Here is a 23,561-nt window from a genome sequence, read left to right on the forward strand (position 1 = left end):
CGTCCCACGGCCCGTAATGGTGAACACGTCCTCCACCGGCATCAAGAACGGCTTGTCCACGTCCCGCACCGGCGTGGGAATGTACTCGTCAATGGCGTCCAAAAGCTCCCAAATCCGGTCCACCCACTCGTTCTCCCCACGCTTCGTCTGGGGGTTCTTGTGCATCTGCTCAAGGGCAAGCAACGCGCTCCCCCGGATCACCGGCACCTCGTCCCCAGGAAACTCGTACTGGTTCAGGAGGTCCCGCACCTCCATCTCCACCAGGTCCAGTAACTCGGGGTCGTCCACCATGTCCACCTTGTTCATGAACACCACGATGTACGGCACCCCCACCTGGCGCGCCAGCAAGATGTGCTCCCGGGTCTGCGGCATCGGCCCGTCCGCCGCCGACACCACAAGGATCGCCCCGTCCATCTGCGCCGCCCCGGTGATCATGTTCTTGATGTAGTCCGCGTGCCCAGGGCAGTCCACGTGGGAATAGTGCCGCTTCGCCGTCTCGTACTCCACGTGGGCCGTGTTGATGGTGATCCCCCGCGCCCGCTCCTCCGGGGCCTTGTCAATCTCCCCGTAGTCCTTCACCTCCACGTTCGGGTTCTCCGCCGCCGCTACATACGTCAACGCCGCGGTCAGCGTCGTCTTCCCGTGGTCCACGTGCCCAATCGTCCCCACGTTCACGTGAGGCTTCGTCCGGATAAACTCGCCCTTGGCCATCTTCCTTCTCCTTTCAAGCAAGGGGCGGGCCCAAGGGGCCCACCCCGCAAGCGGTCTACTGACCCTTGATGAGCTTCTCCTGGATCTGCCGAGGCACTTCCTGGTAGTGGTCAAAGAACATGACGAAGGAGCCCCGGCCCTGGGTCTTGGAACGCAGGTCGGTGGCGTAACCGAACATCTCCGCCAGGGGCACGTAGGCCCGGATCACCTGGGCGTTGCCCCGGGGCTCCATCCCCAGGATCTGGCCCCGGCGGGCGTTCAGGTCGCCGATGACGTCGCCCATGTACTCCTCGGGGGTGGTGACCTCCACCCGCATGATGGGCTCGAGGATGACGGGATCCCCCTTCTGCACCGCCTCCTTGATGGCCATGGAGCCGGCGATCTTGAAGGCCATCTCCGAGGAGTCCACCTCGTGGTAGGAGCCGTCGTAGAGGGTGACCTTGACGTCCACCACGGGGAAGCCGATGAGGGGACCCGACTGCATGGCCTCCTCAATGCCCTTCTGCACCGCGGGGATGTACTCCTTGGGGATCACCCCGCCCACGATGGCGTTGACGAACTCAAAGCCAGACCCGCGGGGCAGGGGCTCGGCCTTGATCTTCACGTGGCCGTACTGGCCGCGGCCGCCCGTCTGGCGGATGAACTTGCCCTCCACGTCCACCGGCTTGGTGATGGTCTCGCGGTAGGCCACCTGGGGCTTGCCCACGTTGGCGTCCACCTTGAACTCCCGCTTGAGCCGGTCCACGATGATCTCCAGGTGGAGCTCGCCCATCCCGCTGATGATGGTCTGGCCGGTCTCGGGGTGGGTGGAGACGCGGAAGGTGGGGTCCTCTTCCGCCAGGCGGGCCAGGGCCTGGGAAAGCTTGTCCTGGTCCGCCTTGGTCTTGGGCTCAATGGCCACGTCAATCACGGGCTCGGGGACCTCAATAGACTCCAGGATCACCCGAGGGGCATCCTCCCCCACCAGGGTGTCCCCGGTGATGGTCTCCTTGAGGCCCACCACGGCGCCCAGGTCCCCTGCCTTCAGCTCCTCCACCTCCTCGCGGTGGTTGGCGTGCATGCGGAGGAGCCGGGCCACCCGCTCCTTGCGGCCCTTGGTGGTGTTGTAGACGTAGGAGCCCGAGGTGAGGGTCCCGGAGTAGACGCGGATGAAGGTGAGGCGGCCCACGTAGGGGTCGGCCATGATCTTGAAGGCCAAGGCCGCCAGGGGGCCGTCGGGGTCGGGGTGGATCTCCACCTCCCCCCCTTCAGGGGTGATGCCCTTGATGGGGGGGATGTCTAGGGGGGAGGGCAGGTAGTCCACCACCGCGTCCAGGAGGAGCTGGACGCCCTTGTTCTTCAAGGCCGAACCCAGGAACACGGGGGTGATCTTGATGTCAATGGTGCCCTTGCGGATGGCGGCCACCAGCTCCTCCTCGGTGGGCTCCTCGCCCTCGAGGTACTTGAGCATCACCCCCTCGTCAAAGTCCGCGGCCGCCTCAATGAGCTTCTCGTGGTACTCCCGGGCCTGCTCCTGGTACTCCTCGGGGATGGGGATCTCCCGGATGTCGGTGCCGAGGTCGTTGCCGTAGGTGTAGGCCTTCATCCGGAGGACGTCAATGATCCCCGAGAAGGTGTCCTCCCGGCCGATGGGGAGCTGCATCACCACGGGCCTCGCCCCCAGGCGCTCCTGCATGGTGCGGATCACGAGCCAGAGGTCGGCCCCCGTCTTGTCCATCTTGTTGGCGAAGGCGATGCGGGGCACCTTGTACTTCTCCGCCTGGCGCCAGACGGTCTCGGACTGGGGCTCCACCCCCTGGCTGGAATCAAAGACCACGATGGCCCCGTCCAGGACGCGCATGGAGCGCTCCACCTCAATGGTGAAGTCCACGTGGCCCGGGGTGTCAATGATGTTGATGCGGTGGCCCTTCCAGAAGCAGGTGGTCACGGCGGCGGTGATGGTGATGCCCCGCTCCCTTTCCTGCTCCATGAAGTCCATGGTGGCCGCGCCCTCGTGGACCTCGCCGATCTTGTGGATCTTGCCCGTGTAGTAAAGGATGCGCTCGGTGGTGGTGGTCTTGCCGGCGTCAATGTGGGCGGCGATACCGATGTTGCGGAGCCTCTTTAGGTCGTACTCTACCTTAACCGCCATGGCTCACCACCGGTAGTGCGCGTAGGCGCGGTTGGCCTCGGCCATGCGCTCCACGTCTTCCTTCTTCTTGACCGCCCCGCCTTTACCCTCGGCGGCGTCCATGAGCTCGTGGGCGATGCGCATCGCCGCGCCCCGCTCGGAGCGGGCGTTGGCCGCCTGCACCAGCCAGCGGAGGGCCAAGGACTGCTGCCTACGGGGAGAGACCTCCATGGGCACCTGGTAGTTGGCCCCACCCACGCGGCGGGAACGGACCTCCATCCTGGGCTTCACGTTCTCCACCGCCTGCTTGAAGACCTTGAGGGGTTCCTGGCCGGTCTTCTCCTGGATGATGCGGCAGGCCTCGTAGAAGATGCGGGCGGCGAGGTTCTTCTTGCCCTCCCGCATGATCTTGTTGATGAAGGCCGACACCACCACGTCCCCGTAAACCAGGTCGGGCTGGAGCTGGCGTACCTCTGCTCTTCTTCTCCGCATACCCTCACCTACTTCTTCTTGGCCGGGGCCGCTCCCTTGGTCTCCTTGGGCTTCTTGGTCCCATACTTAGAGCGGCTCTTCTTCCGGTCCTTCACCCCGGCGGTGTCATAGACCCCGCGGACGATGTGGTAGCGCACCCCCGGGAGGTCCTTCACACGCCCGCCCCGGATGAGGACCACGGAGTGCTCCTGAAGGTTGTGCCCCTCGCCGGGGATGTAGGCCGTGACCTCGTAGCCGGAGGTGAGGCGCACCTTGGCCACCTTGCGGAGCGCGGAGTTCGGCTTCTTCGGGGTCACGGTGCGCACCACGGTGCACACCCCTCGGCGGAAGGGGGAACCCTTCAAGGCCGGAACCTTGCTCTTCTTCTGGACCTTCTCGCGGCCCCTTCGTACGAGCTGATTGATCGTCGGCAGTGCCACCACTCCCTTCTTCCTGGACTTGCCCCCGTGTTCTCAAGATCCGCCCGGGGAAGGGGTCTTCCCCGTTATGCCCGCACAGGGCATCGCCCTCAGGACCAGGGGCTGGCCCTGAGGGCCCTCAACTTGTCTAGTCTACAGGGCTAGGCCTCTTTTGGCAAGACAGGGGGGCGAAAAAGCCCCGCCGGGGTTCTGCCCAGGCGGGGAGCTGGAGCCGGTGGCCGGATTTGAACCGGCGGCCTACCGCTTACGAGCTCCCCTAAAACCGGGCTTTTGGGGAAGGCGGTTGTGGTGAAAAGCGTTCAAAAGGGTCCTTTAGGGGGGTTTTGGTCGCCGTTGGTTCCTGCTGTTGCCCGTTGCTTATTGGTCAAAATCTTGGTCTATCCTCAGGCCAAACCCCTGACTTTTTCCCTCAGGGACTGCGCTTTGGAGGAGTTTTGCCGCGCCCACCCTTCCAGGCGGTTTGCCATCTCCCAAAGGAAGCGGGCCAAGTCCTTCACCTCCTGCCCCTGGAAGGTCCAAACGGGGGCTAGGGAAGGCGGGGCCTTGGGGAGGGCGGCTTCCAGGGCTAGGCTCCACCCCTCCCGCCTTCCCGAAAGCCCTAGGAGGAGGCCCAAAGCCACGCTAAAACCCTGCATGACCCGCTCCTCTGGGGGCTTCTCCTTGGGGGCGGGGAGGGCGGCCACGGCTACCCTTTGGACCATGCCGCGCTCCTCCAAAAGGCGCATGCCCTCCTCCGGGTTCCTATAGGCCAGGGCCTTGAGCTTTTGGGCCAGGTTGTAGGCCTCTAAGGCCTGGGCCTTGAGGCTCTTCGCCTCTTCCAGCAAGCGCTTCCTCTCTACCTCAAGGCGGTGGCGTATGCGCTCCAAAAGCTCCTCCATGGCTCGGAGCAAGGCCTTCCCGTCCTCCTCCAAGGCCTCCAAGGGGGCGGGGGAGGCCTCCTTGCCCAGTTCCTCCCTCAAGGCCTCCACCTTGCCCAAAAGCTCCGCGCGGGCCACCTCTTCCTCCCGGGTCAGGCTCCGGTAGCGGTGAAGCTCCCGGGTAAGGCGGGCCAAGGCGGCCTCCAAGCGCTTCCGCCTCCCCCACTCTTCCATACGGGCCCGGTAGTCCTTGCTTCCCTCTTGGGGGGTAGGCTCCTCAAGGGGAAGGCCTCCCCGCAAACCTTGAAGGGCCTTGGCCCATCCGGGGAGGAGGAGGCCCGGCCTGGAGGCCAGGAGAAGGGCCATGTCGTAGGCCACCTCCACCAAGGAGGCCTCTTTTTCTGGAAAGTAAAGGGTATTGTAGGCCACGGCAAGAGGCCTGAGGGCCCCTAGGGGTACTTCCCCCTTGCCCTTTGGGGTGAGCAGGCGGTAAAGGGCCTCCCTGAGGGGCCCAGGGTCCACGCCCTCGAGGTTGGGGGAAGGAAGGGCCTCTAGGTCTACCCAAGGGGAGGGGTAGGTGTCCAAAAGCTCCCTCAGCCTCTCGCCTACCCCTTCCCGAAGAAAGGCCTTGTGGAGGGTGCGGACATAGGGGGCGGTGTTGAGGAGGAGGCCCCGCCTCTTGGCCCCCTCGGGGAGGGGCACTTCCCGGGCCTCGGGGTTCCATGTGGCGTAGATGGCGGCCCGGTGGGGAAGTTCCTGCCCCTCTATGAGCACCGTGGGGCGGTCGTTGACCAGGGCGAAAAGGGCCCTTTGAAGCTCGGCTTGGGCCTCCCCAAGCTCATCCAGGACGGTTATAGGCCCCTCCAAGGTGGCGGGGGGCTCCACTTCCCAGCCTCCCCCCTGGGTTTGCCGCCTCCTACCCAAGGCTTCCCCTGGGGTCATGGCCCGCACATCAAAGAAGCGCCCTCCCACCAGGGCCAAAGCCGCCTCCCCCACGGTGCTTTTCCCGGTTCCTGGGGGCCCATAGGCTCCAAGCCAGGGCATGGGCCCCAAGTGGGGGGCTTTCCGCCTCAGGTAGGCCACCGCCACGGTAAGGCGCAAGAGGGCCCGGTACTCGGGGACGGGAAGGAGGGCAAGGAGGGAAGCAAAGCCGGGATGAGCCGCCAGGGAGGAGGGGCGGGAAGGCACCCCCTTTAGGGCCAAAAGCCCTTGGCCCGTGGGCCTCCAGGTGCGCCTTGCGGTGCTCTCCACCAGGCCCCGGGCCTTCAGGCGGGTCAAAAGGTCCTTAAGCCCCGCCTCCCCCGCCCCCAGGGCCCGGGCCACCTCGGAAAGGCGGGCCTCTCCGGCCTGGGCCAGATAGCCAAGCACCCGCTTTTGCCACTCGGTGAGCTCCAAATGCCCCATCCTCCCTCCTCTAGGGCCTTCCCCCCGGTAGGGGGTAGGAGGCTCCTCCCGGAAGCCCTCCTCCCCCTCCCGGTGCCCCTGCAGGACCGCCATGCCCCAAGGATAGGAGGAGGCTCCCCGAGGGATAAAGGGCGTTTCGCCCCTTCCTCGGGACTCCCCCCGGTGAGGGCCCTCCCCCAAGAGGAAAGGAAGAAGGGGGTGGAAGCCCCAAGGCCCCGAAAGCCCCTTCGCCCCCAGGGGACACCCTTCACCCTGACCCGGCGCTTTGCCCGGGCCTCCTGGCCGGGTAGACTGAGGGCATGCCCAGGAGCACGCGGCCCAAACCCAAGGAAGAGGCCCCTTTCCTCATCACCCCTCCCCGCAAGAAGGGAAAGCCTCCCCTACCTGAGCCCGTGGTGCCCAAGCCTGGGAAGCCCAGCCTCGCCTACCTCCAGGAGCAAAGGCGTTGAGGCTCTTCCTGGAAACCAGCGGCCTCCTCAAGGTCCTCCTCCGGGAGGACCTTTCTGACCTGGCCCGAGAAGCCTTCTCCCAGGCCCAAGCCCACGCGGCAAGCGCCTTCGCCCTCCCGGAAGCGGTGGGGGTCCTCCACGCCATGCAGAGGGACGGCAGGCTCACCCGTCCCCTCTACCGCAAGGCCCTCCGGGAGCTCTACGAGCTTTGGGAGTACCTGGAAGTCCTCACCCCCACCCTGGAAGGCCACATGAGGGCGGCCCGCCTATGCGAAAGGCACCCCCTCAAGGGGGCGGATGCGGTCCATCTGGAAGGGGCCCTCTTCCTCAGGGGCCTCTACCCGGACACCGCCCTCCTCACCTTTGACCGAACCCTCTACCGGGCGGCCAAGAAGGAGGGCCTGACCGTGGTAAGGGTGCCCCCCCTGGAAGGGAGGGGCTGACCCCAGGCCCTCACTCCCCCAGGCGGATAGGGGGGCACGCGTCCACCCTCACCTCCACGGGCCTCACCCCTGGGGGAATGGGCACCCGGCACTCCCCCGCCGAGCACACCCGGGGGGTCTCCACTTCAAGGCTCCCCTGGGGCCATGCCAGGCGGATGAGGGAGGCTTGCCCTTCAAGCTGTAAGCGCACCTCCTGGTAGCCCAGGGTGGCGGCCCACACCCGGGCTTGGCAGGTAGGGGAGGCCTCTCCTTGAGGAGAGGAGGAAGGAGGGGGAGGAGGAGCCGGGGGCTCCTTACGCCCCTGAAGGGTGAAGTAGAGGGCTATGAGGCCTAAAAGCATCACCCCAAAGGCCTTTTGACCATTCACCTCAGCCACCCCCCTCAGGATATAAAAGGGCGACCCCCCCACTTTACCCCCCTTTAGGAAGTGGTTTTCGCCGTCCCAGACAGGGGAAATGCCCTCTTCTCGCTTACCCCCCTTTAACCCCCCTTTACCCCCCTTTACCCCCCTTTAGGAGGACTTTTCCCGTCCAGGACGCAAGTTCTAAAGGGGGGTAAAATCTGCGGCTCAACCCCCCTTTAGGATTTTTGGCACGGCTTCAGTTTTTCTAAAGGGGGGTTGAGGGGGGTTGAACCCCCCTTTAGAAAGCAGGCTCCAGAACGCCTAAAGGGGGGTTAAAGGGGGGTGCTTACCCCCCTTTAGAAAAGGGCGATTTTTAAGGGAAAAAGGAAAGGCAAGGGTCAAGAAAACCCGTTCTTTTAAGCTCACCCCCCATCGCCCCTTGAGGAGCACCAAGGATAGAAAGGCCCCCGCCCCATACCAGGGCGGGGGAGAAGAGGCCTACCCTATGCCCCTTGAAGCTCCTCGGGCTTTAAGCCCTCAAGGACTTTGGGGTTAAGAACGAAGGCCTTGCCTCCCCTATTGCGGTTGCGGGGCTGGACCTCAAGAAGCCAGCCCTTTTCCGCCAGGCGCTGAAGGACCTTGGCGGCCTGAGCCACGCTTTCTATCCCCGCAAAGCCAAGGTCCCAAACCCACTTGGGCGTGATTTGCTCGGGTAGCTTGCCTTCCCTCGCGCGCTCCAAAATCCTCACGGCTACCCGGTTTGCAGGGGAGTAGTCCCCCCGGGTTGCCCCCCGCCAAATCCGCTTGGCGTGAGCGTCTGCCCATTGCACCAGCTCAATCGCGCGAAGAAGGCTTTCCGCGCTGACCCATTCCCCCTCCTTCCACACCAAGCTCAAAACCCCGGCAAAGCGGGCGGTGAGGAGCAAGCGCTTGCCAAGATAGGCCTTCCAGGAAGGAGGAAGGTCCGGATCCCGGGCCTCCTGCTCCACCTCGTCCTCCCACTCGTACCAAAGCTCCTGGGCATCCGGGGCGAAGCGCAAAATCCTGGGTGCTCCCTCGGGAGATTGCCAAAGGCCTTTCATGAAGGCCTTGTAGGCCTCTTGGGCTTCCCTAGGAACGCTGGGCCGCTCCTTCTTCCAAGGGAGAAGCCGCCCTTCCACCATCACGAAGCGCTGGACCAGGCCGTCCGCCTCTTCCCCCCCTTTGGCGGCTTCCTTCAGGAGCCGCCGAAAGGGCCCGGGCTGGATGAAGCCCACGATGGCAAGCCACATGTCCCGCACGAAGTGGCCTTTTCGGCCCATGCGGTCCTCCCGGTGGCTTCCCCCGGAATGGGCCTTCAGGTAAAAGGCCCGGTCAGCTTGGCGGTCCACCCTCTGCCAGGTGCTAAAGAGGCCCTTGAGCTCGTCATACACCGCCACAACGCCCCGGTTTTCCTTGAGGACTTGGGCCAAGGCCTCTTTGGTCGCGTCCTCCACCAGGACCCGGAAGGCCCTGGGCTCCTGGGGCTCTGGCCCCCGCTCCTGGGGCTTGCTGGCCTGCCAGGCTTGGCGCTCCAGTTCATAGGTCCTCCGCCGTTCCTCATACTCTTCCTGGAAGTGGGCCTCTAGCTCGTAAAGGGGCTCCGCCAAGGTCTTGAGGATGGGGGTCTTCTTGGTGCCGGGGTCGGAGATAACCGCAACCCAAAGGTTGACCCCCTCGCGCCAAGTGGGATTTTGGGGGTCGGGTTGCACCACATAGCGCCCCGCCAGGAGGCCTGAGGCCAAGCCCAAAGCCGTGATGGCTACGGCACCGTACTCCACCGCCAAACGCTCAGCGAAGGGCCTTAAAAAGGCCTCTAGCTCCCCGGGAAGGATTTCCCCGGGGAAGGGGGGAAGCTCTTCCTCCCCTAGTTCCTCCAAAGGAGCAGGTTCGGGAAGCCCCTCGGGAGAAAAGGGGATGGGCTTCTTCAAGCGCTCCAAGTCCGCCAGGAAGTTAGCCTTGACCATGGACCCTCCCCCCTTCCGCCTTGGCCCCTTTGAGCACATCTAGCCAGTCCTTCCCTTCCCAGGAAGGGGCCAGCACGGAAACCCTCACCCCCCCAAGGAACAGGCGGCCAGCCAGGTTGTGGGCGGCCTCCAAGCCCCTGGGGTCGTGGTCTGCCGCTATCAGGACGCTTCGCACCTCCTGGGGTAGCTCTACCCACTCCAACCCGTTGGCGCTCACCGTGGCCCAAACGGGCAAAAGCCCGGCCTCCCGCACCGCCAAGGCGGTTTCTATCCCCTCGGCCAAGGCCAAAGCCTCCCCTTCCAGGGGATAAAGCCTTATGGCCGCGCCCTTTGTGGCCCCCTCAAAGACGGCCTTAGTGAGCTTTTTGGGGGAGGGGACTTGAGCTTTGCCCCTCCCGTCCGGGCTCAAATAGGTGCGGTGGAGGGCCACTAAGCCGTGTTGAGGGTGCTCCACCCGGGCCAGGAGGGCAGGGAGGACCCCCAGGACCTTCCCCCCCTCCCGGTACTCCAAGGAGGGGTGAAAGCGCAGGTTTTGGAGGCCGGGGAGGACGGCCTCGAGGTTCAGGCCTCGGGCCTCGAGGTAGCGCCGCCCCAGTTCCGCCCCCTTCCCCTCAAGGGGAATGGCCTCTCCCCAAAGCCTTTGTAAGGCCTTCCGGCGCTTCTCGTCCGGCTTGGCCTCTCCCCGATAGGGGGGAGGGGGCCAGGCCTCAAAGGCCCCCCTCCTCACCCCATCAAAAAGGTCGCGAAACTCCAGGCCCAAAGCCGCCAAAACCGCCTCAATAGGGCACCCTGCAAAGCAATGGAGAAGGACCCTCCCGTCAAAGGTAAGCCGGATGGAAAGGCTAGGTTCCCGGTCCTCGTGGGCCGGGCAATGCCCTATCCAGCGGTTTTTCCCCGAGGGACGGGCCCGGGTTTGGAAAAGGATGTGCTCCAAAACGCTCATGCCCAAGCCTCCTCCTCGTGAGCAACAGCCCTCCCCCTCGCCTTTCGGGAACGCCAAACCTCCCAAAGGCTGGTCAAGCCGTAAAGGAGGGTTCCGAGGAGGAGGAAGAAGTCATCCGGCTTCCCCTCCCCCAAGGCCCCCACGCTCACTTGCGGGGGCTTCCTCCCACCCCCTCCACCAGCAAGGGGGGGAAGGGTATTCAGGGAAAGCCCGGCAACCTCTCCCCGCGGATTGCCCTTCCAAACGGGATTTTGCCCCTCCAAAGGGGGCATGGAAGCCTCCCGTGATTCGCCATATACCCCCTCCCCCACGGAGGCTACCTTCCGAAGGAGGCCTTCAAGGTCCACTTCCCTGAAGCCTTCCTCAGGGTCCCGGTACTGCACCACGGGGCAAACCCTGACCCCCAGAGCCTCTAAAGCCTCAAGCAGTTCCCTAAGGCCCTCCCACCACGCGGGGGAAAGGTGAGGGCCTACCTCCACTCCCTCCACCAAAAGGAGAAGGTGGGGGGCAAGCCCTTCCTCGTTCAGGCGCAAAAGGGCTTGCCTAACCGCCTCCCAGTCCTTTACGCTGAAGAAAGCACCACCCTTTGGCCTTACCATCAGCTACCCCCTCCGAACGCTGACCCCCAGGCTCCTCCCCAGGGGGTCAGCAGGTTCTTTGGCCCAAGCCTTGAGCTCCTGCACAAGGTCAGGGCTGGTGCCCTCCACCACGGCCTGCATTTCAAAGGAGGCCTCCAGGACAGAGGCCCCAAGCTCCTTGACCTTGGCCTTGAGCTCCTCCACGAAGGCCAAAAGCTCAGGCAGGCGGGCCCATCCGAGCTCCACCACCACTTGCTCCAAAACCCGGCCTTCCTCCTGCACCACCGCTTCCCTGACCTTGACCATAGTCCCCTCCTATTCCTCCAACGCCTCTCCTTCCTGCCGCCAAAAGGCTTCCTCCCCAGAAACCTCCGACAAGCCAACCGTGTTCTTCTGCACCCAGAGTTCCAAAGCCTCCGGTGGGATATAGACGCGCTTACCGAGCCTGATATGGGGCATGAAAAGGGGATGCTCCGGCTTGGCCCGGCAAAACTGGTAGACGGCATTGACCGGAAGGCCTAACCGCTCCGCCGCTTCGGGCACACTCAGGAGCCGCTTGAAGGCGCGGCCCCTCCCAGGCTCCTCAACGCCGGGCATGGGCCACCTCCTCCTCTTCCCTCTCCCCGTTCAAAAACTCCTCCACGGCGCTGAGGGGGATGAGAATGCGCTTACCAAGCCGAGCAGAGGGAATACGCTTGGTACGAATGAGCCTGTAAACGGTGGAAAGGCTCACTCCTATCGCCCCGGCAAACTCCTCGGGGCTAAGGGCTATGGCCTTTACCCCCTTCTGAAGCGCCTTCTCCCGAAGCCTCTCCCGGGAAAGCTCTCCCTTTTTCATGGCTCCCACCCACCACTATTGGAGCATGAAAACTCAGTAGTGTCAAGATACAGCTTGACCACTTCGGCCAGGGCTCTACTGCCACCCCTTAGCTCCGTCTGACTTTCTGGGGTACCATGTCTGGGGTACCATGTAGAGCATGCCCAGGACAAAGTCCGGAAAACCCAAGACCCCTTTTCTGAATGTTTACATGGACCCAGAGATGCAGGCTCTTGTCAAAGCAGAGGCTAAAAGGCGCGGCATAGCCATATCCGAGCTCATTAGGCAAGCGGTCAGTTTGTATCTGACGGGCCAAGTATCTTGGCAGGATTGGGCAAGTAACCCAGAAGAGCTCATTAAAAAAAGTCAAGGAGGAGAAAATCCCCCGGAAACATGGGAGGATTTCTATAAGCAGTCCACCTTTCTCTTCTTGGCGGCAAGCAAGCTTGTGGAAACATGGCGGCAAAGGCTAATAGACAAGGCTAAGGCAGAAGCTGAAGGCAAGACCCTTGAAGAGTATTACCGAGAACGGATTTGGTAGGGCAATCCAGAGATGAAGCGGAAACGGGCAAAGGGAGAAGGCCACATCCGCAAGCGCAAGGATGGGCGTTGGGAAGGCATCTTGACCGTGGGCACATGGCCTGACGGCAGGCAGAAGACCCGTTCCGTCTACGGCAAGACCAAGCAGGAAGTGGCCGAAAAGCTCGCGGAGCTCCGGGTAAGTCTGCAAAGGGGCACCTATGTTGACCCTTCCCTCCTCACCCTCGCCGAATGGGCCAAAACCTGGCTTGAACGGAAGGCCCAAGAAGTCAAGCCCAAGACCGTTCAGGTTTACCTGGAAGACCTTAGCCTGGTCATGCCCGAGCTCCGGGGTAAAGGTAGGGGCTTGGGAAGCCTCAAGCTCCAAGCCGTCAAACCCTCCCATATCCAGGGGGCTATGGACTTCTTGGTCAAGGAAGGGTTTAGCCCCAGGACAACCCTCAAGGTGTACCAACTCCTCCGGGCCCTCTTTGACGAGGCTGTCCGGCTTGAGCTCATAGCCAGAAACCCTGTGAGCCTGGTAAGGCCACCCCGTAAAGCTCAGGGAAGGGAAGCGCCTCCCGAGAAGCCGGGAAGGGCCCTTGAGCCCCACGAGGTTGAAGCCCTCCTCCAGGCCGCTGAGGGCCACCCCCTTGAGCTTTTCTTCCGCCTCCTCCTGGGCCTGGGGTTGAGGAAGGGAGAAGCCCTTGGCCTCAAGTGGGGGGACATTGACTTTGAGAAGGGAGAACTCAAGGTGCAAAGGGCTTGGGGCAAGGTGGGCTCAGGGGGTGAAATCAGCACCCCCAAAACGCCCAAGTCCCGAAGGGTCCTTCCTCTCCCCCTTGACCTCTTCCAAGCCCTCAAGTCCCGGTATGAGGAGCTTGCCCAGAAGCTTCCCCCGGAAGCGCTCAAGGAAGCCTGGGTTTTCCCTGGAGAGGACGGGAAGGCTCCGGTCCATCCTGACTATCCCAATCACGCCCTAAGGCGTATTTGCCAGCAAGCTGGCATCCGCCCTTGTAGGGTCCATGACCTCCGGCATACCTGGGGCTCCCTCATGCTGGCCCGGGGGGTGCCCCTGGAAGTGGTAAGCGAACGCCTCGGGCACGCTTCCTTTGACATCACCCTCAGGGTGTACCGCCATGTTCTTGAGGAGGAACGCCAGGGCTATGTTCTGGACCTTCAAACCCTCCTCAAGGGTCATGGAGGCTACCCCCAGGCTTAAGCTCCTTATTGGTCAGTTATTGGTCAAAAGCAACCCCCGCCCTGAGAGTAAGGCGGGGGTTTTTGCGTTCTGGTGTGGAGCCGGTGGCCGGATTCGAACCGGCGGCCTACCGCTTACGAGGCGGTTGCTCTACCGCTGAGCTACACCGGCCCGCCTACCCGAGTTTAGGGCAGGAACCCCCGTTTGGCAATCGCCTTGACAAGAGGGGGCCTTCTGCTAAACTAAGGCTTGCGCCTAGGGCGCGGCCTGCCGGGATGGTGGAACTGGTAGACACGCCATCTTGAGGGGGTGGTGCCCGCAAGGGCGTGCGGGTTCAAGTCCCGCTCCCGGCACCAAAAGGCCCTTCGGGGCCTTATTTTTATGCGACTCCTCCTCGCCCGCACCTTGGGGAGCCTCGAGGACACCCGGGCCCTGGCCCGGGAGGTCCTCCCCCTTTTGCCTCCAGGAGCGGTGGTGGCCCTGGAGGGGCCCCTGGGGGCGGGCAAGACCACCTTGGTCCGCTTTCTGGCGGAGGCCCTGGGCTTCCGGGGCAGGGTCACCAGCCCCACCTACACCCTCATCCACACCTACCCCACCCCGGAAGGCCTCCTGGTCCACGCCGACCTCTACCGCCTCCCGGACCCCCAAAGCCTCCTCCCCCAGCTCCTGGCCGCGGAGGAGGAGGCCCGCCTCACCCTGGTGGAATGGGGGGACCCCGAGGCCCTGGGGGCCGGGTTCCTTCTCCGCCTCAGGCCGGAGGGGGAGGTGCGCCGGGCGGAGCTATGGGAGCTCCACCCCGGCGAGCAAGAGGGCGTCTAAAAGGGCCTCCCGCCCGGCCCGGCCGGCGAAGAGGGCCACCACCTTCCCCTCCTTGTCCACCACGAAGGTCCAGGGCTGGCCCGTCACCTTGAAGCGGCCCGCCACCTCGTGGGGCTTGTCCCGGTCGGAGGCCAAGAGGGGGATGAAGCGGGGGTAGGCCTTCATGTACTCCAGGACCACCTCCCGGGTGTCCTTGGGCTCCCGGCTGATGACGTAAAAGGGCACCTTGGTCTCCTCGGCGACCTTGTGCAGCCCGGGGAACTCCGCCCGGCACACGGGGCACCAGCTGGCCCAGAACACGATGACGGCGGGCTTTTTCATGGTCTTGGGGGTGACGAGGTTGCCCGCCGGGTCCAAAAGGGCGAAGTCCGGCAGGGGCTCCCCGGGGCGGACGGCCCAGGCCAGACCCAGGAGGAGGAGAAGCGCCAGGGCTTTGAGTTTGGCCATACCCCTATTCTGCCTCATGTCCATCAAGGGTGTGTGAACCCCCTTACCTTGGCCGCCGAAGGCGCTTGAGGTCGTGGTCCGGCCAGATGCCGTCGGCCACCAGGTGAAGCCACTGGGAGAGGTAGTAGCCAAGGAGGCCAAAGCCCAGGGCCTCGAGGCCAAAGGAGGGAGGCCTAAGCCGCACCTCCACCCCCCAAAACCCCAAAACCCCCTGGACGAGGAACCCCAAAAGGGCCAGAAGCCCCCCCAGGTACCCCAACCGGGTCAGGGGGCCCAGGACCCAGGTGTGGGAAAGGCCCCGGTGGCGGAAAAGCCAGCCATAGGGCCGCCAGAAGAGGCCCAGAAGCCCCCAGCGCCGTCTGGCGCGCACCTCCTTCTCCGCCAGGTCCAGGTCCGGGGAAAGGAGGAAGGTGCCCGCCAGGTACGCCAGGGCGAAGGCCAAGGCCCTGGGGTCCTCCGGAGACCCCCCAAGGGCCAGGTAGGCCAGGCTTCCCAGGCCCAAGGCCGTGAGGTTAAGGGCCTCGTGAACGCGCCCCGAGGGCATGGGGAAAGGGTATCACACCCTCGGCTCCCTTCGCCCGGGGGTGGCCTTAAAGGGCGGGCAAGGGGAAGCGCTCCCCTGCGGAAAGCACGTCCACCTTGAGGCCCTTGACCCCGCGGGCGGTGAACTCGGCCCCCCCGGCGTCCACCAGGGCCACCCCGCCCGCCCACACCTCCCCCAGGCCCCTAAGGAGGCGCAAGGCGGTGTTCTCCAAAAGCCCCAGGCCCACCAGGTCGGGGTTGTCCGCCACCAGACGGGAAAGGGCGAGGAAGCGTCCCCGCTCCTCCACCTTGGGGAGAAGGGCCAGGCCCTTCAAAAGGGCGAGGCCCAAGGCGGCCCGGGTCTCCCCTTCCCAGGAGTAAAAGGCCGCCTCTCCCAGAAGCCCCGCCGCATCCCCCAAGGCCACCACCCCACCCCCCTGGCGGTGGACCTCCCAGAGGGCCTGCAACACCAGGCTTCCCCGGATAAGGTCCAAAAACTCCGGGAGCCCTTCGGCCGCCAGGAGGACCAAGGGGCTTGCCGCCACCCTCTGGGCCACCTCGGGGTCAAAGGCCTCCTCCCGCCGCTTCAGGTAGAGGACCTGGCCCCGCCTAAGCCCCAGGTGGCGGTAGGCCAGCCGCCAGGCCTCGGCCAGGTCCCTAAGGGGGTAGGGCACGAGGAAAAGGGCCTCCCCTCTGGCCTCCTCCAGGAGCCTGGCCTCCACGGGGCGCAAGGTTCCCCGCAACGGGTCGGCGGTGAGCAAGGCGAAGAAACCCTGCCGCATGGCGGACCTCCTATACCCTATAGGGTAGCCGCCTCCTCATGAAAGGAAAAGGGCGGTGTGGTAGACTTGGGGTCGTGGCCGCGATGGTATCCCCCCCGGGGGCCTTAGCTAAGGGAAAGCGAGAGGCCATCCTCCAGGCCACCCTAGAGGTTCTCCGGGAAAGCGGGCTTTCCGGTCTGAAGATGGAGGACGTGGCCCGGAAGGCCGAGGTGGGGAAAGGGACCATCTACCTCTACTTCCGCGACAAGAAGGACCTCCTCAAAAACCTGGTGGAAGAGCGAACCTGGGCCTTTTACCGGGAGGTGGAGGAGTTGGTGCGCCTGCGGGCGCCCTTTTTTATGTGCCTGGAGCGCATCCTGGAAAAGCGCCTGGCCTGGGTCGCGGAGTGGAGGGGGCTTTGGGCGGCGGTGGCCCGGGAGGCCATGGAGGACCCCACCCCCTGGCTCAAGGGGCTTCACCAGCACTACCTGGACCTCCTGGAGGCCCTGGTGCGAAGCGGCCAGGAGGAGGGGGCCGTGCGGCCGGAGCTCTCCCCCAAGGCCACGGCCGCGGTGATCGCGGCCCTTGGCTGCAACCCCCAGCTGGAGGTGGAGGCGTATTTGGAGCACCTTCTTCTGGTGCTCCGGAAAGGAGTCGCGCCGTGAAAGAGTTCCGTCCCGGCGACAAGGTGGTCTTGCCCCCTTACGGGGTGGGCGTGGTGGCGGGCATAGCCCAGCGCAGCGTGAGCGGCGTCAGCCGGGCCTACTACCAGGTGGACTTTCCCGGCTCCCGCTCCAAGGCCTACGTGCCCGTGGAGGCCCCGCAGAGCGTGGGCATGCGCAAGGCCTTGGCTCCGGAGGAGGTCCCGGTGATCCTGGACCTCCTTAAAAACGGGCGGATGCCCCTGCCCAAGCAGTGGGCCGCCCGGCACCGCAAGACCAGCGAGATCCTGGCGGACGGAAACCCCTACCGCCTCGCCCAGATGGCCGGGCAGCTCAGGGCCTGGGAGCTGGAGCGGGGCCTGCCCGACCTGGACCGGCAGGCCCTGAGGCGGGCCATCCACCTCCTCGCCGAGGAGGTCTCGCAAACCCTGGAGATCACCCTGGTGGAGGCCAAGCGCCTCTTTGAGGAGGCCTGGGGAGAAGACCTAAACTAAGCCCCCTTGGACGTCCCATCTTGAGGAGCCAGGGGGTGGGGTTTCCTGGGACAGCGCGACATGCCGCCCCATGCTGGCTTGCGCCAGCCTTCTCAAGGGGCTTCCTCAAGCTAAGCGCCCGCACCTTGATTTCGCCACATGGGACGCCGGAAGTGGGGCTTTGCGAAGGCCCTTTTGGGGCCCCCGCTCTGGCGCAAGCCAGAGCGGGGTACTTAGCCGGGCGAAGCAGGGTTCACAGGAGGAGGCTCCAGGTCTTTTCCTCCATCTCCAGAATGCGCTCCAGGTAGCGGGCCAAAACCTCTTGGTCCAGGCCCTCGGCCACTCCCTGGGCCAGCACCTCGAGGTCAAAGAGCACCGCCTGGAACTCCGGGGCCGCCCAGTGCTCGGAAAGCTCCCGCCAGGGGCCGTCGCCCTCCACGTGGGCGTTCCAGGCCTCGAGGAAGAGGCGGTTGAGGAAGTAGAAGAGCACCAGGCGGTAGGGGTAGCCAAGCCCGGCCATCTCCTCCAGGAGGCCGACGTACTCCCGCCGCACCGGGTGGACGGGGGCCTTGGGGTCCGCCCCCTGGGCCAAAAGCCAGTCCAGCTCCTCCACCGTGGCCAAGAGGGCCTGGACCAGGGGGAAGCGGTGGGCCTGGGGGGCCTCGGCGAGGAGGGCCACCTGGTAGCGGTAGAGGGCCTCCACGAAGGGGTAGTCCTGCTTCAGCCAAAAGGCGAAGCGCTCCCGGTCCCAGCGGATGGGAAGGGCCTTAAGCGCCTCCAGGGCTTGGCGGTAGCGGGCCTCCGTCTGCTGCAAAAGCCCCATGGTTCCCTCCCAAAAACCCCCAGCGGGCGTAGCCCGTGCGCCTCAGGGCCTCCACCGCCCGCCTGGCGTGGGCCTCGTCCTCGGCCAGGCCGAAGAAGGCGCTCCCCGAGCCGGAAAGGAGGACCCCCTTAAGCCCCAGGGCCCGAAGCCGGGCCTTGACCTCCTGAAGCTCAGGGTGGAGGCGGAAGGCGGGACCCTCGAGGCTATTCCAGTAGGGGGGCTCCTCCCCCCGGGCCAGGGCCTCCAGGATGGCCTCCACCGGAAGCTCCGGGGCGAAGTCGTGGGGCTTCACCTCCCGGTAGACCAAGGGGGTAAGGAGGCGAAGACCCGAGGCGAAGACCACCACGGGCAAGGGGGGCAGGGCGAGGGGCCTGAGCCGCTCCCCCACCCCCCGGGCCTCGGCCACCCCCCCCAGGAGGAAGAAGGGCACGTCCGCCCCCAGGGAGAGGGCGAGGGAAAAGAGGTCCACCTCCGCCGGGTAAAGCGCCTTCAGGGCCAGGAGCACCTGGGCGGCGTCGGAACTGCCCCCGCCGAGGCCCGCCCCCTCGGGGAGGTTCTTCTCCAAGACGATGCGCACCCCCCCAGGCCAGCCCGCCTTTTCCAGGTAGGCCGAGGCCGCCCGGTAGGCCAGGTTCCTTCGCCCGTAGCGGCCGCGGAAGGCGATCCCCTCGGGGATGGGCTCCAGGTGGAGGCGGTCCCCGAAGGAAAGGGCGGCGAAGAGGGTGTGGAGCTCGTGGTAGCCGTCGGGCCTCCTCCCCAAGAGGGAGAGGCCCAGGTTCACCTTGCCTGGGGCGATCCGTTCCATACGCGGGCCAGGGCCTCCGCCAAGAAGAGGTCCTCGGGGTAGGTGACCTTGAAGGCCGTCCTCTCCCCCTCCACCAGGGCCACGGGGTAGCCCAGGGCCTGCACCAGCTGGGCATCGTCGGTGGCGGAAAGCCCCTGCTTCCTGGCGTAGGCGTGGGCTTCGCGGAGGAGGGCGGTGAAGAAGCCCTGGGGGGTCTGCACCAGGCGCAAGGCCTCCCGGGGAAGGGCCGCCCCGTAGGCCTCCCCCTCGGGGCGGATGAGGGTGTCGGGGACGGGAAGCACCGGCACCGCTGCCCCCTGGGCCCGGGCGGCCTTGGCCACCCGTTCCACCAGGGCACGGCTTACGAAGGGCCGGGCCACGTCGTGCACCAGCACCAGGGGGAGGCTCGCCGCCTCCAGGAGGCGGGCCACCGACTCCTGCCGGGTTTCCCCCCCTTCCAGGAAGGTGGCCCTTAGGCCTCGAGGGGGGCTCGCCCCCGGGGGCAGGGCCACCAGGACCTCCGCGGCCTCCAGGAAGGCGGCCAGGGTCCACTCCAAAAGGGTCCTCCCCCCCACCCGGAGGAAGGCCTTGGGCCCAAGGCCAAGCCGCTCCCCCTTCCCGGCGGCGGGGATGAGGACGGAAACCTCCACGCCCCCATGGTAGCATGGGCCGCGTGAGCGCTTGGGAAGCCCTTCTCCTGGGACTCGTGGAGGGGCTCACGGAGTTCCTACCCGTCTCCTCCACCGGCCACCTGACCCTCCTCTTCCACCTCCTCGGCCTGCCCGTGGAGGACGACCCCTTCCTCAAGACCTTCCTCATCGCCATCCAGCTCGGGGCCATCCTGGCGGTGCTCCTCCTTTACGGAAAGCGCTTCGCCGCCGACCGGGGGCTTTGGGTGCGCATCGGGGTGGCCTTCGTGCCCACGGGGGCCATCGGCTTCCTCTTCTACCCCCTCATCAAGGGGTACATCCTGGGGAAAGACGGGGTGGTGGTCTTCTTCCTCTTCTTCGTGGGCCTGGCCCTGCTTCTCGCGGACCGCATGGCGGAGCGGGCCCGGTACGAGGACGTGAAGGCCCTTCCCCTGGGGCGGGTGGCCTGGATCGGGTTCTTCCAGGGGCTTTCCGCCCTCTTCCCCGGCACCAGCCGGAGCGGGGCCACGATCCTGGGGGGCCTCCTCCTGGGGCTTAAGCGGAAGGCGGCCGCGGAGTTCAGCTTCCTCCTGGCCCTGCCCACCATGCTGGCCGCGGTGGGCTACGACCTCGTAAAAAGCGCCCCCGCGGTTCCGAAGGAAGGCTGGGAACTCCTCCTTTTGGGCTTCGCGGCGGCCCTGGCCACCGCTCTTTTCACCGTGCGCTGGATGGTGGCGGCCGTGGAGCGCTGGGGCTTCCGCCCCTTCGCCTACTACCGCATGGTTTTGGCCCTGGTCTACGCCTACTTCTTCCTACGCTAGGGCCAAGGCGCGGTCCAGGGCCTCCAGGAAGGCCTCATAAAGCGCCCTCCGGGCCCCCTCCCCCATGAGGCCGAGCCGCAGGACCTGCCCCCGGGTGGGGCCGATGCCCCCGGCCACGGCCACCCCTTGGGCGTAGAGGGCCTTCACCAGACGGTCCGCCTCCACCCCCTCGGGGGGACGGACCACCAGGACCGTGGGCAGAGGGCTCGCCTTGGGGTAGGGGCGGAAGCCCCGGGCCTTAAGCTCCTCCAAAAGCCAGGCGTAGATCTCCCGGGCCCGCCTTTCCCGGGCCTCCAGGCCTTCTTCCAGGGCCAGGTCCAAGGCCTCGAGGAGGGCGTAGTGGAGGAGGACCGGGGTGGTGTGGTGGTACCCGCCCCGCTCCCAGTGCTCGGCCACCCGGGCGAGGTCCAGGTACCAGCCCCGCCTCCCGGTGAAGGCCTGGCGGCCCTCCGCCGAGAGGGCCATGGGGGCGAGACCGGGCGGGGCGGAGAGGCACTTCTGGCTCCCCGTGAAGGCGTAGTCCACCCCCATCCTCTGCATGGAGAAGGGGAGCATCCCCAAGGTGGTGACGGCGTCCAGGAAGAAGAGGGCCCCGGCCTCCTTGGCCAGGGCCCCCACCGCCTCCGCGGGGTTCAGCACCCCGGTGGAGGTCTCCCCGTGGACTAAGGCCACCATGCGGTAGCGCCGCCGCTTCAGCGCCTTGGCCACGGCCTCGGGGTCCACGGGCTCACCCGGGGGGAAGTCCAAGACGGTGGGCTCGAGGCCGTGGAGGGCCGCCATCTCCGCCACCCTCTGGGAGAAGGCCCCGTTCACCAGGACCAGGACCGGGCCCCGGTCCAGGTTGGCGAGGCCCGCCTCCATGGCCAGGCTTCCCGAGCCCGCCAAGGCCGCCACCAAGGCCCCTTCCCCGGGATCAAAGAGGCTTCGCAGGCGCTCCTGGATGGCCCGGTTCACCGCCAGCACCTCGGGGTCCAGGTGGCCGCGCATGGGGCGGAGGAGGGCCTTTTGCACGCGTTCGGGGATGGGGGTGGGTCCGGGGGTCAAGAGCAGCATCCTCGTGCCTCCTCAAAGGCCGAGGCCCCCGCGGGCAAACCCGGGGGGGCCCTTCCCGAAGGAAGGGGCCCCCTACCGGATAGCTCGCAGGAGCCTCATTGCCGGCTACTTTAGCAAAACCCCCTTCCCTTGTAAAGTGCTAGGTGGATGAAGGACTACTACGCCATCCTGGGGGTGGGCCGGGACGCCACCCAGGAGGAGATCAAGAAGGCCTACCGCCAGCTCGCCCTCCGGTACCACCCGGACAAGAACCCGGGGGACAAGGCGGCGGAAGAGCGCTTCAAGGAGATCAACGAGGCCTACGCCGTCCTCTCCGACCCCGAGAAGCGGGCCCAGTACGACCGAGGGCTTTTGGGGGAAGGGAGCGTGAAGGTGGAGGACCTCTTTGACCTCTTCGCCCAGGTCTTCGGCTTCCGCCCCCAAGGCCGCCCGGCCCCCCGGGGGGAGGACCTCGAGGTCCAGGTGGAGGTGGAACTCCGAGACCTCCTCCGGGGCAAGGAGGCGGAGGTGGCCTACAGCCGCCTGGTCCCCTGCGAGGCCTGCGGGGGCCAGGGAGGGAGGCGGGTGGCCTGCCCCACCTGCGGGGGCCAAGGGGTGGTGGAGAGCTACCAGCGAGGCTTCTTCGGCACCTTCGTAAGCCGCACCCCCTGCCCCCACTGCAAGGGCCAGGGCTTCCTCCTGGCGGAGGCCTGCCCCGTCTGCCGGGGCCGGGGCCGCGTGGCCCGGGAGGAGCGGATCCCGGTGAAGATCCCCCCGGGTATGGGGGAGGAGCACCTCCTCCGGGTGCCTGGGTACGGCAACCTGGGCCCGGGGGGCCCTGGGGACCTCTACGTGCGCCTTAAGGTCCGCCCCCACCCCCACCTGGAGCGGGAAGGCCCGGACCTGGTCTACCGCCTCAAGCTCGGCCTGGCCCAGGCCGCCTTGGGCGCCCGGGTGGAGGTGCCGGGCCTCGAGGGCCCCATCCCCCTGGAGATCCCCCCGGGCACGGGCCACGGGGAGGTCTTTGAGCTTCCCGGGGAGGGCCTCCCCCACCCCGGGGGGCGGGGGGCCTTGCGGGTGGTGGTGGAGCTCGTGGTGCCCAAAAAGCTCTCCCCAAAGGCCAAGGAGCTCCTCCGGGCCTACGCCGAGGAGGTGGGGGAGGAGGTGGCCCCCGAGGGCTTCTGGGAAAAGCTCAAGGGCCTCTTCCGCAAGTAGCCCCTCCCGTGGTATAGTGGGTCATTCCGGGTCGCTTTAGGGTGGCCCCAACAGGGTCTAAAGCAACCCCTCAAGCCCCGGATACGGGCCTTCGGGCCCGGAAGAAGAAGGAGCGGTATGCAGAAGGGTCGGGTCAAGTGGTTCAACGCGGAGAAGGGCTACGGCTTCATTGAGCGCGAAGGGGACACGGACGTGTTCGTCCACTTCAGCGCCATCAACGCCAAGGGGTTCCGCACCCTGAACGAGGGCGACATCGTCACCTTTGACGTGGAGCCGGGCAAGAACGGCAAGGGCCCCCAGGCGGTGAACGTCACCGTGGTGGAGCCGGCCCGCAAGTAACGGCCTCGGAGGGCCGCCCCGGGAAACCCGGGGCGGTCTTTTCTCACCCCCTTCTTGGAAGAGCGCGGGTAGGATAAGCGGGATGCGGGCCTTAAGCCTAAGCCTGCGGCCAGCCTCGCCGGAGGACGCCCCGAGGCTCCACGGCCTTTTCCTCCAAAGCCCGAGCTACTTCACCCTGATCGGGATGGAACCCCCCACCCTGGAGGACGTCCTCCAAGACCTCCTCACCCTCGGCAAGGACCCCCGCCGCCGGGCCTTTCTCCTCTTCCTGGAGGAGGAGGCCGTGGGCTACCTGGACTACAAGCTCCACTACCCCGAGGAAGGGGACGCCACCTTGAGCCTCCTCCTCATCCGGGAGGACCACCAGGGCCAGGGGCTCGGCCGGCGGGCCCTGAGGCACCTCCTCTCCCACCTGGCAGGGGTGGAAAGGCTCTACGCCGTGGTCTACGGCCACAACCCCCGGGCCAAGGCCTTTTTTGAAGCCCAGGGCTTCCGCCACGTGAAAGACGGCGGGCCCGCCCTGAGCTGGTACGTGCGGGAGCTCGCGCCTTAGGGGACCTTCCCGGGCCTAGGCGGGAAAAAGAACGCCCCCCCGCCTCGAGGGCGGGGAGGCCGGGCCGCGCCCCTACTCTAGGCCGGCCAGCTTGCGGTTCTTCTCAATGTAGGACTTCCACTGCTCGGGGACGTCCTCCTCGGGATAGATGGCGTTCACCGGGCAGGCGGGGACGCAGGCCCCGCAGTCAATGCACTCCTCGGGGTGGATGTAGAACTGGTCCCCCCCATCGTAGATGCACTCCACCGGGCAGACTTCCACGCAGGACTGGTCCTTCACGCCGATGCAGGGTTCGCAGATCACGTGCGGCATTCTCCACCTCCTGAGCTACCGCTCCCCCCTATTTTAGGGCACCTTCCCTCCTGTCAAGGCCATACCCTTTCTCCCCGTTTCCTTCGCCCGGCTGGCCC

Annotated in this window: 29 protein-coding genes and 2 tRNA genes; 12 read left to right on the forward strand and 19 right to left on the reverse strand. The window is 66.1% G+C overall.

Annotated features, from left to right (window positions below; genetic code table 11):
- The 5 genes from BLP62_RS09200 to BLP62_RS09220 all read right to left on the reverse strand — a co-directional run.
- Window positions 1-711 (reverse strand): GTP-binding protein (locus BLP62_RS09200; RefSeq protein WP_143004352.1); only part of this gene is annotated, 711 nt, incomplete at its 3' end.
- Window positions 712-766: 55 nt separating this feature from the next.
- Window positions 767-2,842: an elongation factor G gene (fusA, locus tag BLP62_RS09205; protein WP_093007979.1), complete on the reverse strand. Its 2,076-nt coding sequence runs from the start codon at window positions 2,840-2,842 to the stop codon at window positions 767-769.
- Between the two features lie 3 nt (window positions 2,843-2,845).
- Window positions 2,846-3,313 carry a 30S ribosomal protein S7 gene (gene rpsG, locus BLP62_RS09210; RefSeq protein WP_093007981.1) on the reverse strand — a complete coding sequence of 156 codons (468 nt, stop codon included), beginning with the start codon at window positions 3,311-3,313 and terminating at the stop codon, window positions 2,846-2,848.
- 8 nt (window positions 3,314-3,321) lie between these two features.
- Complete coding sequence (rpsL, locus tag BLP62_RS09215) at window positions 3,322-3,735, reverse strand: 30S ribosomal protein S12 (protein ID WP_093007983.1); 414 nt, start codon at window positions 3,733-3,735, stop codon at window positions 3,322-3,324.
- A 380-nt stretch (window positions 3,736-4,115) separates the two neighbouring features.
- Window positions 4,116-6,086, reverse strand: a complete 1,971-nt coding sequence (locus tag BLP62_RS09220; protein WP_018460825.1) for an AAA family ATPase — start codon at window positions 6,084-6,086, stop codon at window positions 4,116-4,118.
- A gap of 206 nt (window positions 6,087-6,292) precedes the next feature.
- Here BLP62_RS09220 and BLP62_RS13780 point away from each other — a divergent pair, with 206 nt between their 5' ends.
- Both BLP62_RS13780 and BLP62_RS09225 read left to right on the forward strand, forming a co-directional pair.
- Complete coding sequence (locus BLP62_RS13780; protein ID WP_018460826.1) at window positions 6,293-6,442, forward strand: hypothetical protein; 150 nt, start codon at window positions 6,293-6,295, stop codon at window positions 6,440-6,442.
- Entirely contained in the window at window positions 6,439-6,885 is a 447-nt protein-coding gene (locus BLP62_RS09225; protein WP_018460827.1) for a type II toxin-antitoxin system VapC family toxin, read from the forward strand. Before BLP62_RS13780 ends, BLP62_RS09225 begins: the two co-directional genes overlap by 4 nt.
- A gap of 846 nt (window positions 6,886-7,731) precedes the next feature.
- Here the strand turns inward: BLP62_RS09225 and BLP62_RS09235 are convergent.
- The 5 genes from BLP62_RS09235 to BLP62_RS09260 all read right to left on the reverse strand — a co-directional run bounded on the left by BLP62_RS09235 (window position 7,732) and on the right by BLP62_RS09260 (window position 11,572).
- Window positions 7,732-9,213, reverse strand: a complete 1,482-nt coding sequence (locus BLP62_RS09235) for a YfjI family protein (protein ID WP_018460830.1) — start codon at window positions 9,211-9,213, stop codon at window positions 7,732-7,734.
- Window positions 9,200-9,982, reverse strand: coding sequence for a DUF7146 domain-containing protein (locus BLP62_RS09240; protein WP_223965741.1), 783 nt, complete (start codon window positions 9,980-9,982; stop codon window positions 9,200-9,202). The genes BLP62_RS09235 and BLP62_RS09240 overlap by 14 nt, the downstream gene beginning before the upstream one ends.
- A 776-nt stretch (window positions 9,983-10,758) precedes the next feature.
- Window positions 10,759-11,040 carry a hypothetical protein gene (locus BLP62_RS09250; protein WP_093007987.1) on the reverse strand — a complete coding sequence of 94 codons (282 nt, stop codon included), beginning with the start codon at window positions 11,038-11,040 and terminating at the stop codon, window positions 10,759-10,761.
- A 9-nt stretch (window positions 11,041-11,049) separates the two neighbouring features.
- On the reverse strand, window positions 11,050-11,331 hold the full coding sequence (locus tag BLP62_RS09255) for a helix-turn-helix domain-containing protein (RefSeq protein ID WP_093007989.1): 282 nt from the start codon (window positions 11,329-11,331) through the stop codon (window positions 11,050-11,052).
- On the reverse strand, window positions 11,318-11,572 hold the full coding sequence (locus tag BLP62_RS09260) for a helix-turn-helix domain-containing protein (protein ID WP_018460835.1): 255 nt from the start codon (window positions 11,570-11,572) through the stop codon (window positions 11,318-11,320). The genes BLP62_RS09255 and BLP62_RS09260 overlap by 14 nt, the downstream gene beginning before the upstream one ends.
- Before the next feature lie 190 nt (window positions 11,573-11,762).
- Between BLP62_RS09260 and BLP62_RS09265 the strand changes: the two genes are divergently transcribed.
- Entirely contained in the window at window positions 11,763-12,092 is a 330-nt protein-coding gene (locus BLP62_RS09265; RefSeq protein ID WP_420918355.1) for a ribbon-helix-helix protein, CopG family, read from the forward strand.
- Window positions 12,093-12,104: 12 nt separating this feature from the next.
- A complete protein-coding gene (locus tag BLP62_RS09270) occupies window positions 12,105-13,292 on the forward strand; it encodes a tyrosine-type recombinase/integrase (RefSeq protein WP_093007991.1) in 1,188 nt (395 codons plus the stop codon).
- A 75-nt stretch (window positions 13,293-13,367) separates the two neighbouring features.
- Here the strand turns inward: BLP62_RS09270 and BLP62_RS09275 are convergent.
- Window positions 13,368-13,442 (reverse strand) — tRNA-Thr (locus BLP62_RS09275).
- A 98-nt stretch (window positions 13,443-13,540) separates the two neighbouring features.
- On the opposite strand from BLP62_RS09275, the gene BLP62_RS09280 reads away from it, so the two are divergent.
- Window positions 13,541-13,627: transfer RNA gene (locus tag BLP62_RS09280), tRNA-Leu, on the forward strand.
- Between the two features lie 25 nt (window positions 13,628-13,652).
- The gene (tsaE, locus tag BLP62_RS09285) at window positions 13,653-14,090 is read left to right on the forward strand and encodes a tRNA (adenosine(37)-N6)-threonylcarbamoyltransferase complex ATPase subunit type 1 TsaE (protein WP_176758183.1); all 438 of its coding nucleotides are present in this window, start codon (window positions 13,653-13,655) and stop codon (window positions 14,088-14,090) included.
- On the opposite strand, the gene BLP62_RS09290 is transcribed toward tsaE, so the two are convergent.
- The 3 genes from BLP62_RS09290 to BLP62_RS09300 are packed head-to-tail and all read right to left on the reverse strand — an operon-like array spanning window position 14,052 to window position 15,841.
- On the reverse strand, window positions 14,052-14,537 hold the full coding sequence (locus tag BLP62_RS09290; protein ID WP_093007995.1) for a TlpA family protein disulfide reductase: 486 nt from the start codon (window positions 14,535-14,537) through the stop codon (window positions 14,052-14,054). The genes tsaE and BLP62_RS09290 overlap by 39 nt on opposite strands.
- A 43-nt stretch (window positions 14,538-14,580) precedes the next feature.
- A complete protein-coding gene (locus BLP62_RS09295) occupies window positions 14,581-15,081 on the reverse strand; it encodes a DUF2227 family putative metal-binding protein (protein WP_093007997.1) in 501 nt (166 codons plus the stop codon).
- Between the two features lie 46 nt (window positions 15,082-15,127).
- On the reverse strand, window positions 15,128-15,841 hold the full coding sequence (locus BLP62_RS09300) for a type 1 glutamine amidotransferase family protein (protein WP_093007999.1): 714 nt from the start codon (window positions 15,839-15,841) through the stop codon (window positions 15,128-15,130).
- A gap of 83 nt (window positions 15,842-15,924) precedes the next feature.
- Between BLP62_RS09300 and BLP62_RS09305 the strand changes: the two genes are divergently transcribed.
- Window positions 15,925-16,485, forward strand: a complete 561-nt coding sequence (locus BLP62_RS09305; RefSeq protein WP_093008001.1) for a TetR/AcrR family transcriptional regulator — start codon at window positions 15,925-15,927, stop codon at window positions 16,483-16,485.
- On the forward strand, window positions 16,482-16,976 hold the full coding sequence (locus BLP62_RS09310; protein WP_093008003.1) for a CarD family transcriptional regulator: 495 nt from the start codon (window positions 16,482-16,484) through the stop codon (window positions 16,974-16,976). Before BLP62_RS09305 ends, BLP62_RS09310 begins: the two co-directional genes overlap by 4 nt.
- A gap of 232 nt (window positions 16,977-17,208) precedes the next feature.
- On the opposite strand, the gene BLP62_RS09315 is transcribed toward BLP62_RS09310, so the two are convergent.
- From BLP62_RS09315 to ispD, 3 genes are read right to left on the reverse strand one after another with little or no spacing between them, the layout of a single operon-like run.
- On the reverse strand, window positions 17,209-17,778 hold the full coding sequence (locus BLP62_RS09315) for a TenA family protein (RefSeq protein WP_093008005.1): 570 nt from the start codon (window positions 17,776-17,778) through the stop codon (window positions 17,209-17,211).
- A complete protein-coding gene (ispE, locus tag BLP62_RS09320) occupies window positions 17,723-18,583 on the reverse strand; it encodes a 4-(cytidine 5'-diphospho)-2-C-methyl-D-erythritol kinase (protein WP_093008007.1) in 861 nt (286 codons plus the stop codon). Before ispE ends, BLP62_RS09315 begins: the two co-directional genes overlap by 56 nt.
- Entirely contained in the window at window positions 18,556-19,212 is a 657-nt protein-coding gene (ispD, locus tag BLP62_RS09325; protein WP_093008009.1) for a 2-C-methyl-D-erythritol 4-phosphate cytidylyltransferase, read from the reverse strand. Before ispD ends, ispE begins: the two co-directional genes overlap by 28 nt.
- Before the next feature lie 14 nt (window positions 19,213-19,226).
- Between ispD and BLP62_RS09330 the strand changes: the two genes are divergently transcribed.
- On the forward strand, window positions 19,227-20,012 hold the full coding sequence (locus tag BLP62_RS09330; protein ID WP_093008011.1) for an undecaprenyl-diphosphate phosphatase: 786 nt from the start codon (window positions 19,227-19,229) through the stop codon (window positions 20,010-20,012).
- Here BLP62_RS09330 and BLP62_RS09335 read toward each other — a convergent pair.
- On the reverse strand, window positions 20,004-21,065 hold the full coding sequence (locus tag BLP62_RS09335) for an aminotransferase class V-fold PLP-dependent enzyme (RefSeq protein WP_093008013.1): 1,062 nt from the start codon (window positions 21,063-21,065) through the stop codon (window positions 20,004-20,006). The genes BLP62_RS09330 and BLP62_RS09335 overlap by 9 nt on opposite strands.
- Before the next feature lie 147 nt (window positions 21,066-21,212).
- Here BLP62_RS09335 and BLP62_RS09345 point away from each other — a divergent pair, with 147 nt between their 5' ends.
- The 3 genes from BLP62_RS09345 to BLP62_RS09355 all read left to right on the forward strand — a co-directional run bounded on the left by BLP62_RS09345 (window position 21,213) and on the right by BLP62_RS09355 (window position 23,151).
- Window positions 21,213-22,259, forward strand: a complete 1,047-nt coding sequence (locus tag BLP62_RS09345; protein ID WP_093008015.1) for a DnaJ C-terminal domain-containing protein — start codon at window positions 21,213-21,215, stop codon at window positions 22,257-22,259.
- A 117-nt stretch (window positions 22,260-22,376) separates the two neighbouring features.
- Window positions 22,377-22,598 (forward strand): cold-shock protein, encoded by a 222-nt coding sequence (locus BLP62_RS09350; protein WP_038064636.1) that lies wholly within the window; start codon window positions 22,377-22,379, stop codon window positions 22,596-22,598.
- An 82-nt stretch (window positions 22,599-22,680) separates the two neighbouring features.
- Complete coding sequence (locus BLP62_RS09355) at window positions 22,681-23,151, forward strand: GNAT family N-acetyltransferase (RefSeq protein WP_093008017.1); 471 nt, start codon at window positions 22,681-22,683, stop codon at window positions 23,149-23,151.
- A gap of 72 nt (window positions 23,152-23,223) precedes the next feature.
- On the opposite strand, the gene BLP62_RS09360 is transcribed toward BLP62_RS09355, so the two are convergent.
- Complete coding sequence (locus BLP62_RS09360) at window positions 23,224-23,463, reverse strand: ferredoxin (protein WP_008630832.1); 240 nt, start codon at window positions 23,461-23,463, stop codon at window positions 23,224-23,226.
- Window positions 23,464-23,561 lie beyond the last annotated feature (98 nt).

This window comes from Thermus arciformis, from assembly GCF_900102145.1.
Taxonomy (GTDB): domain Bacteria; phylum Deinococcota; class Deinococci; order Deinococcales; family Thermaceae; genus Thermus; species Thermus arciformis.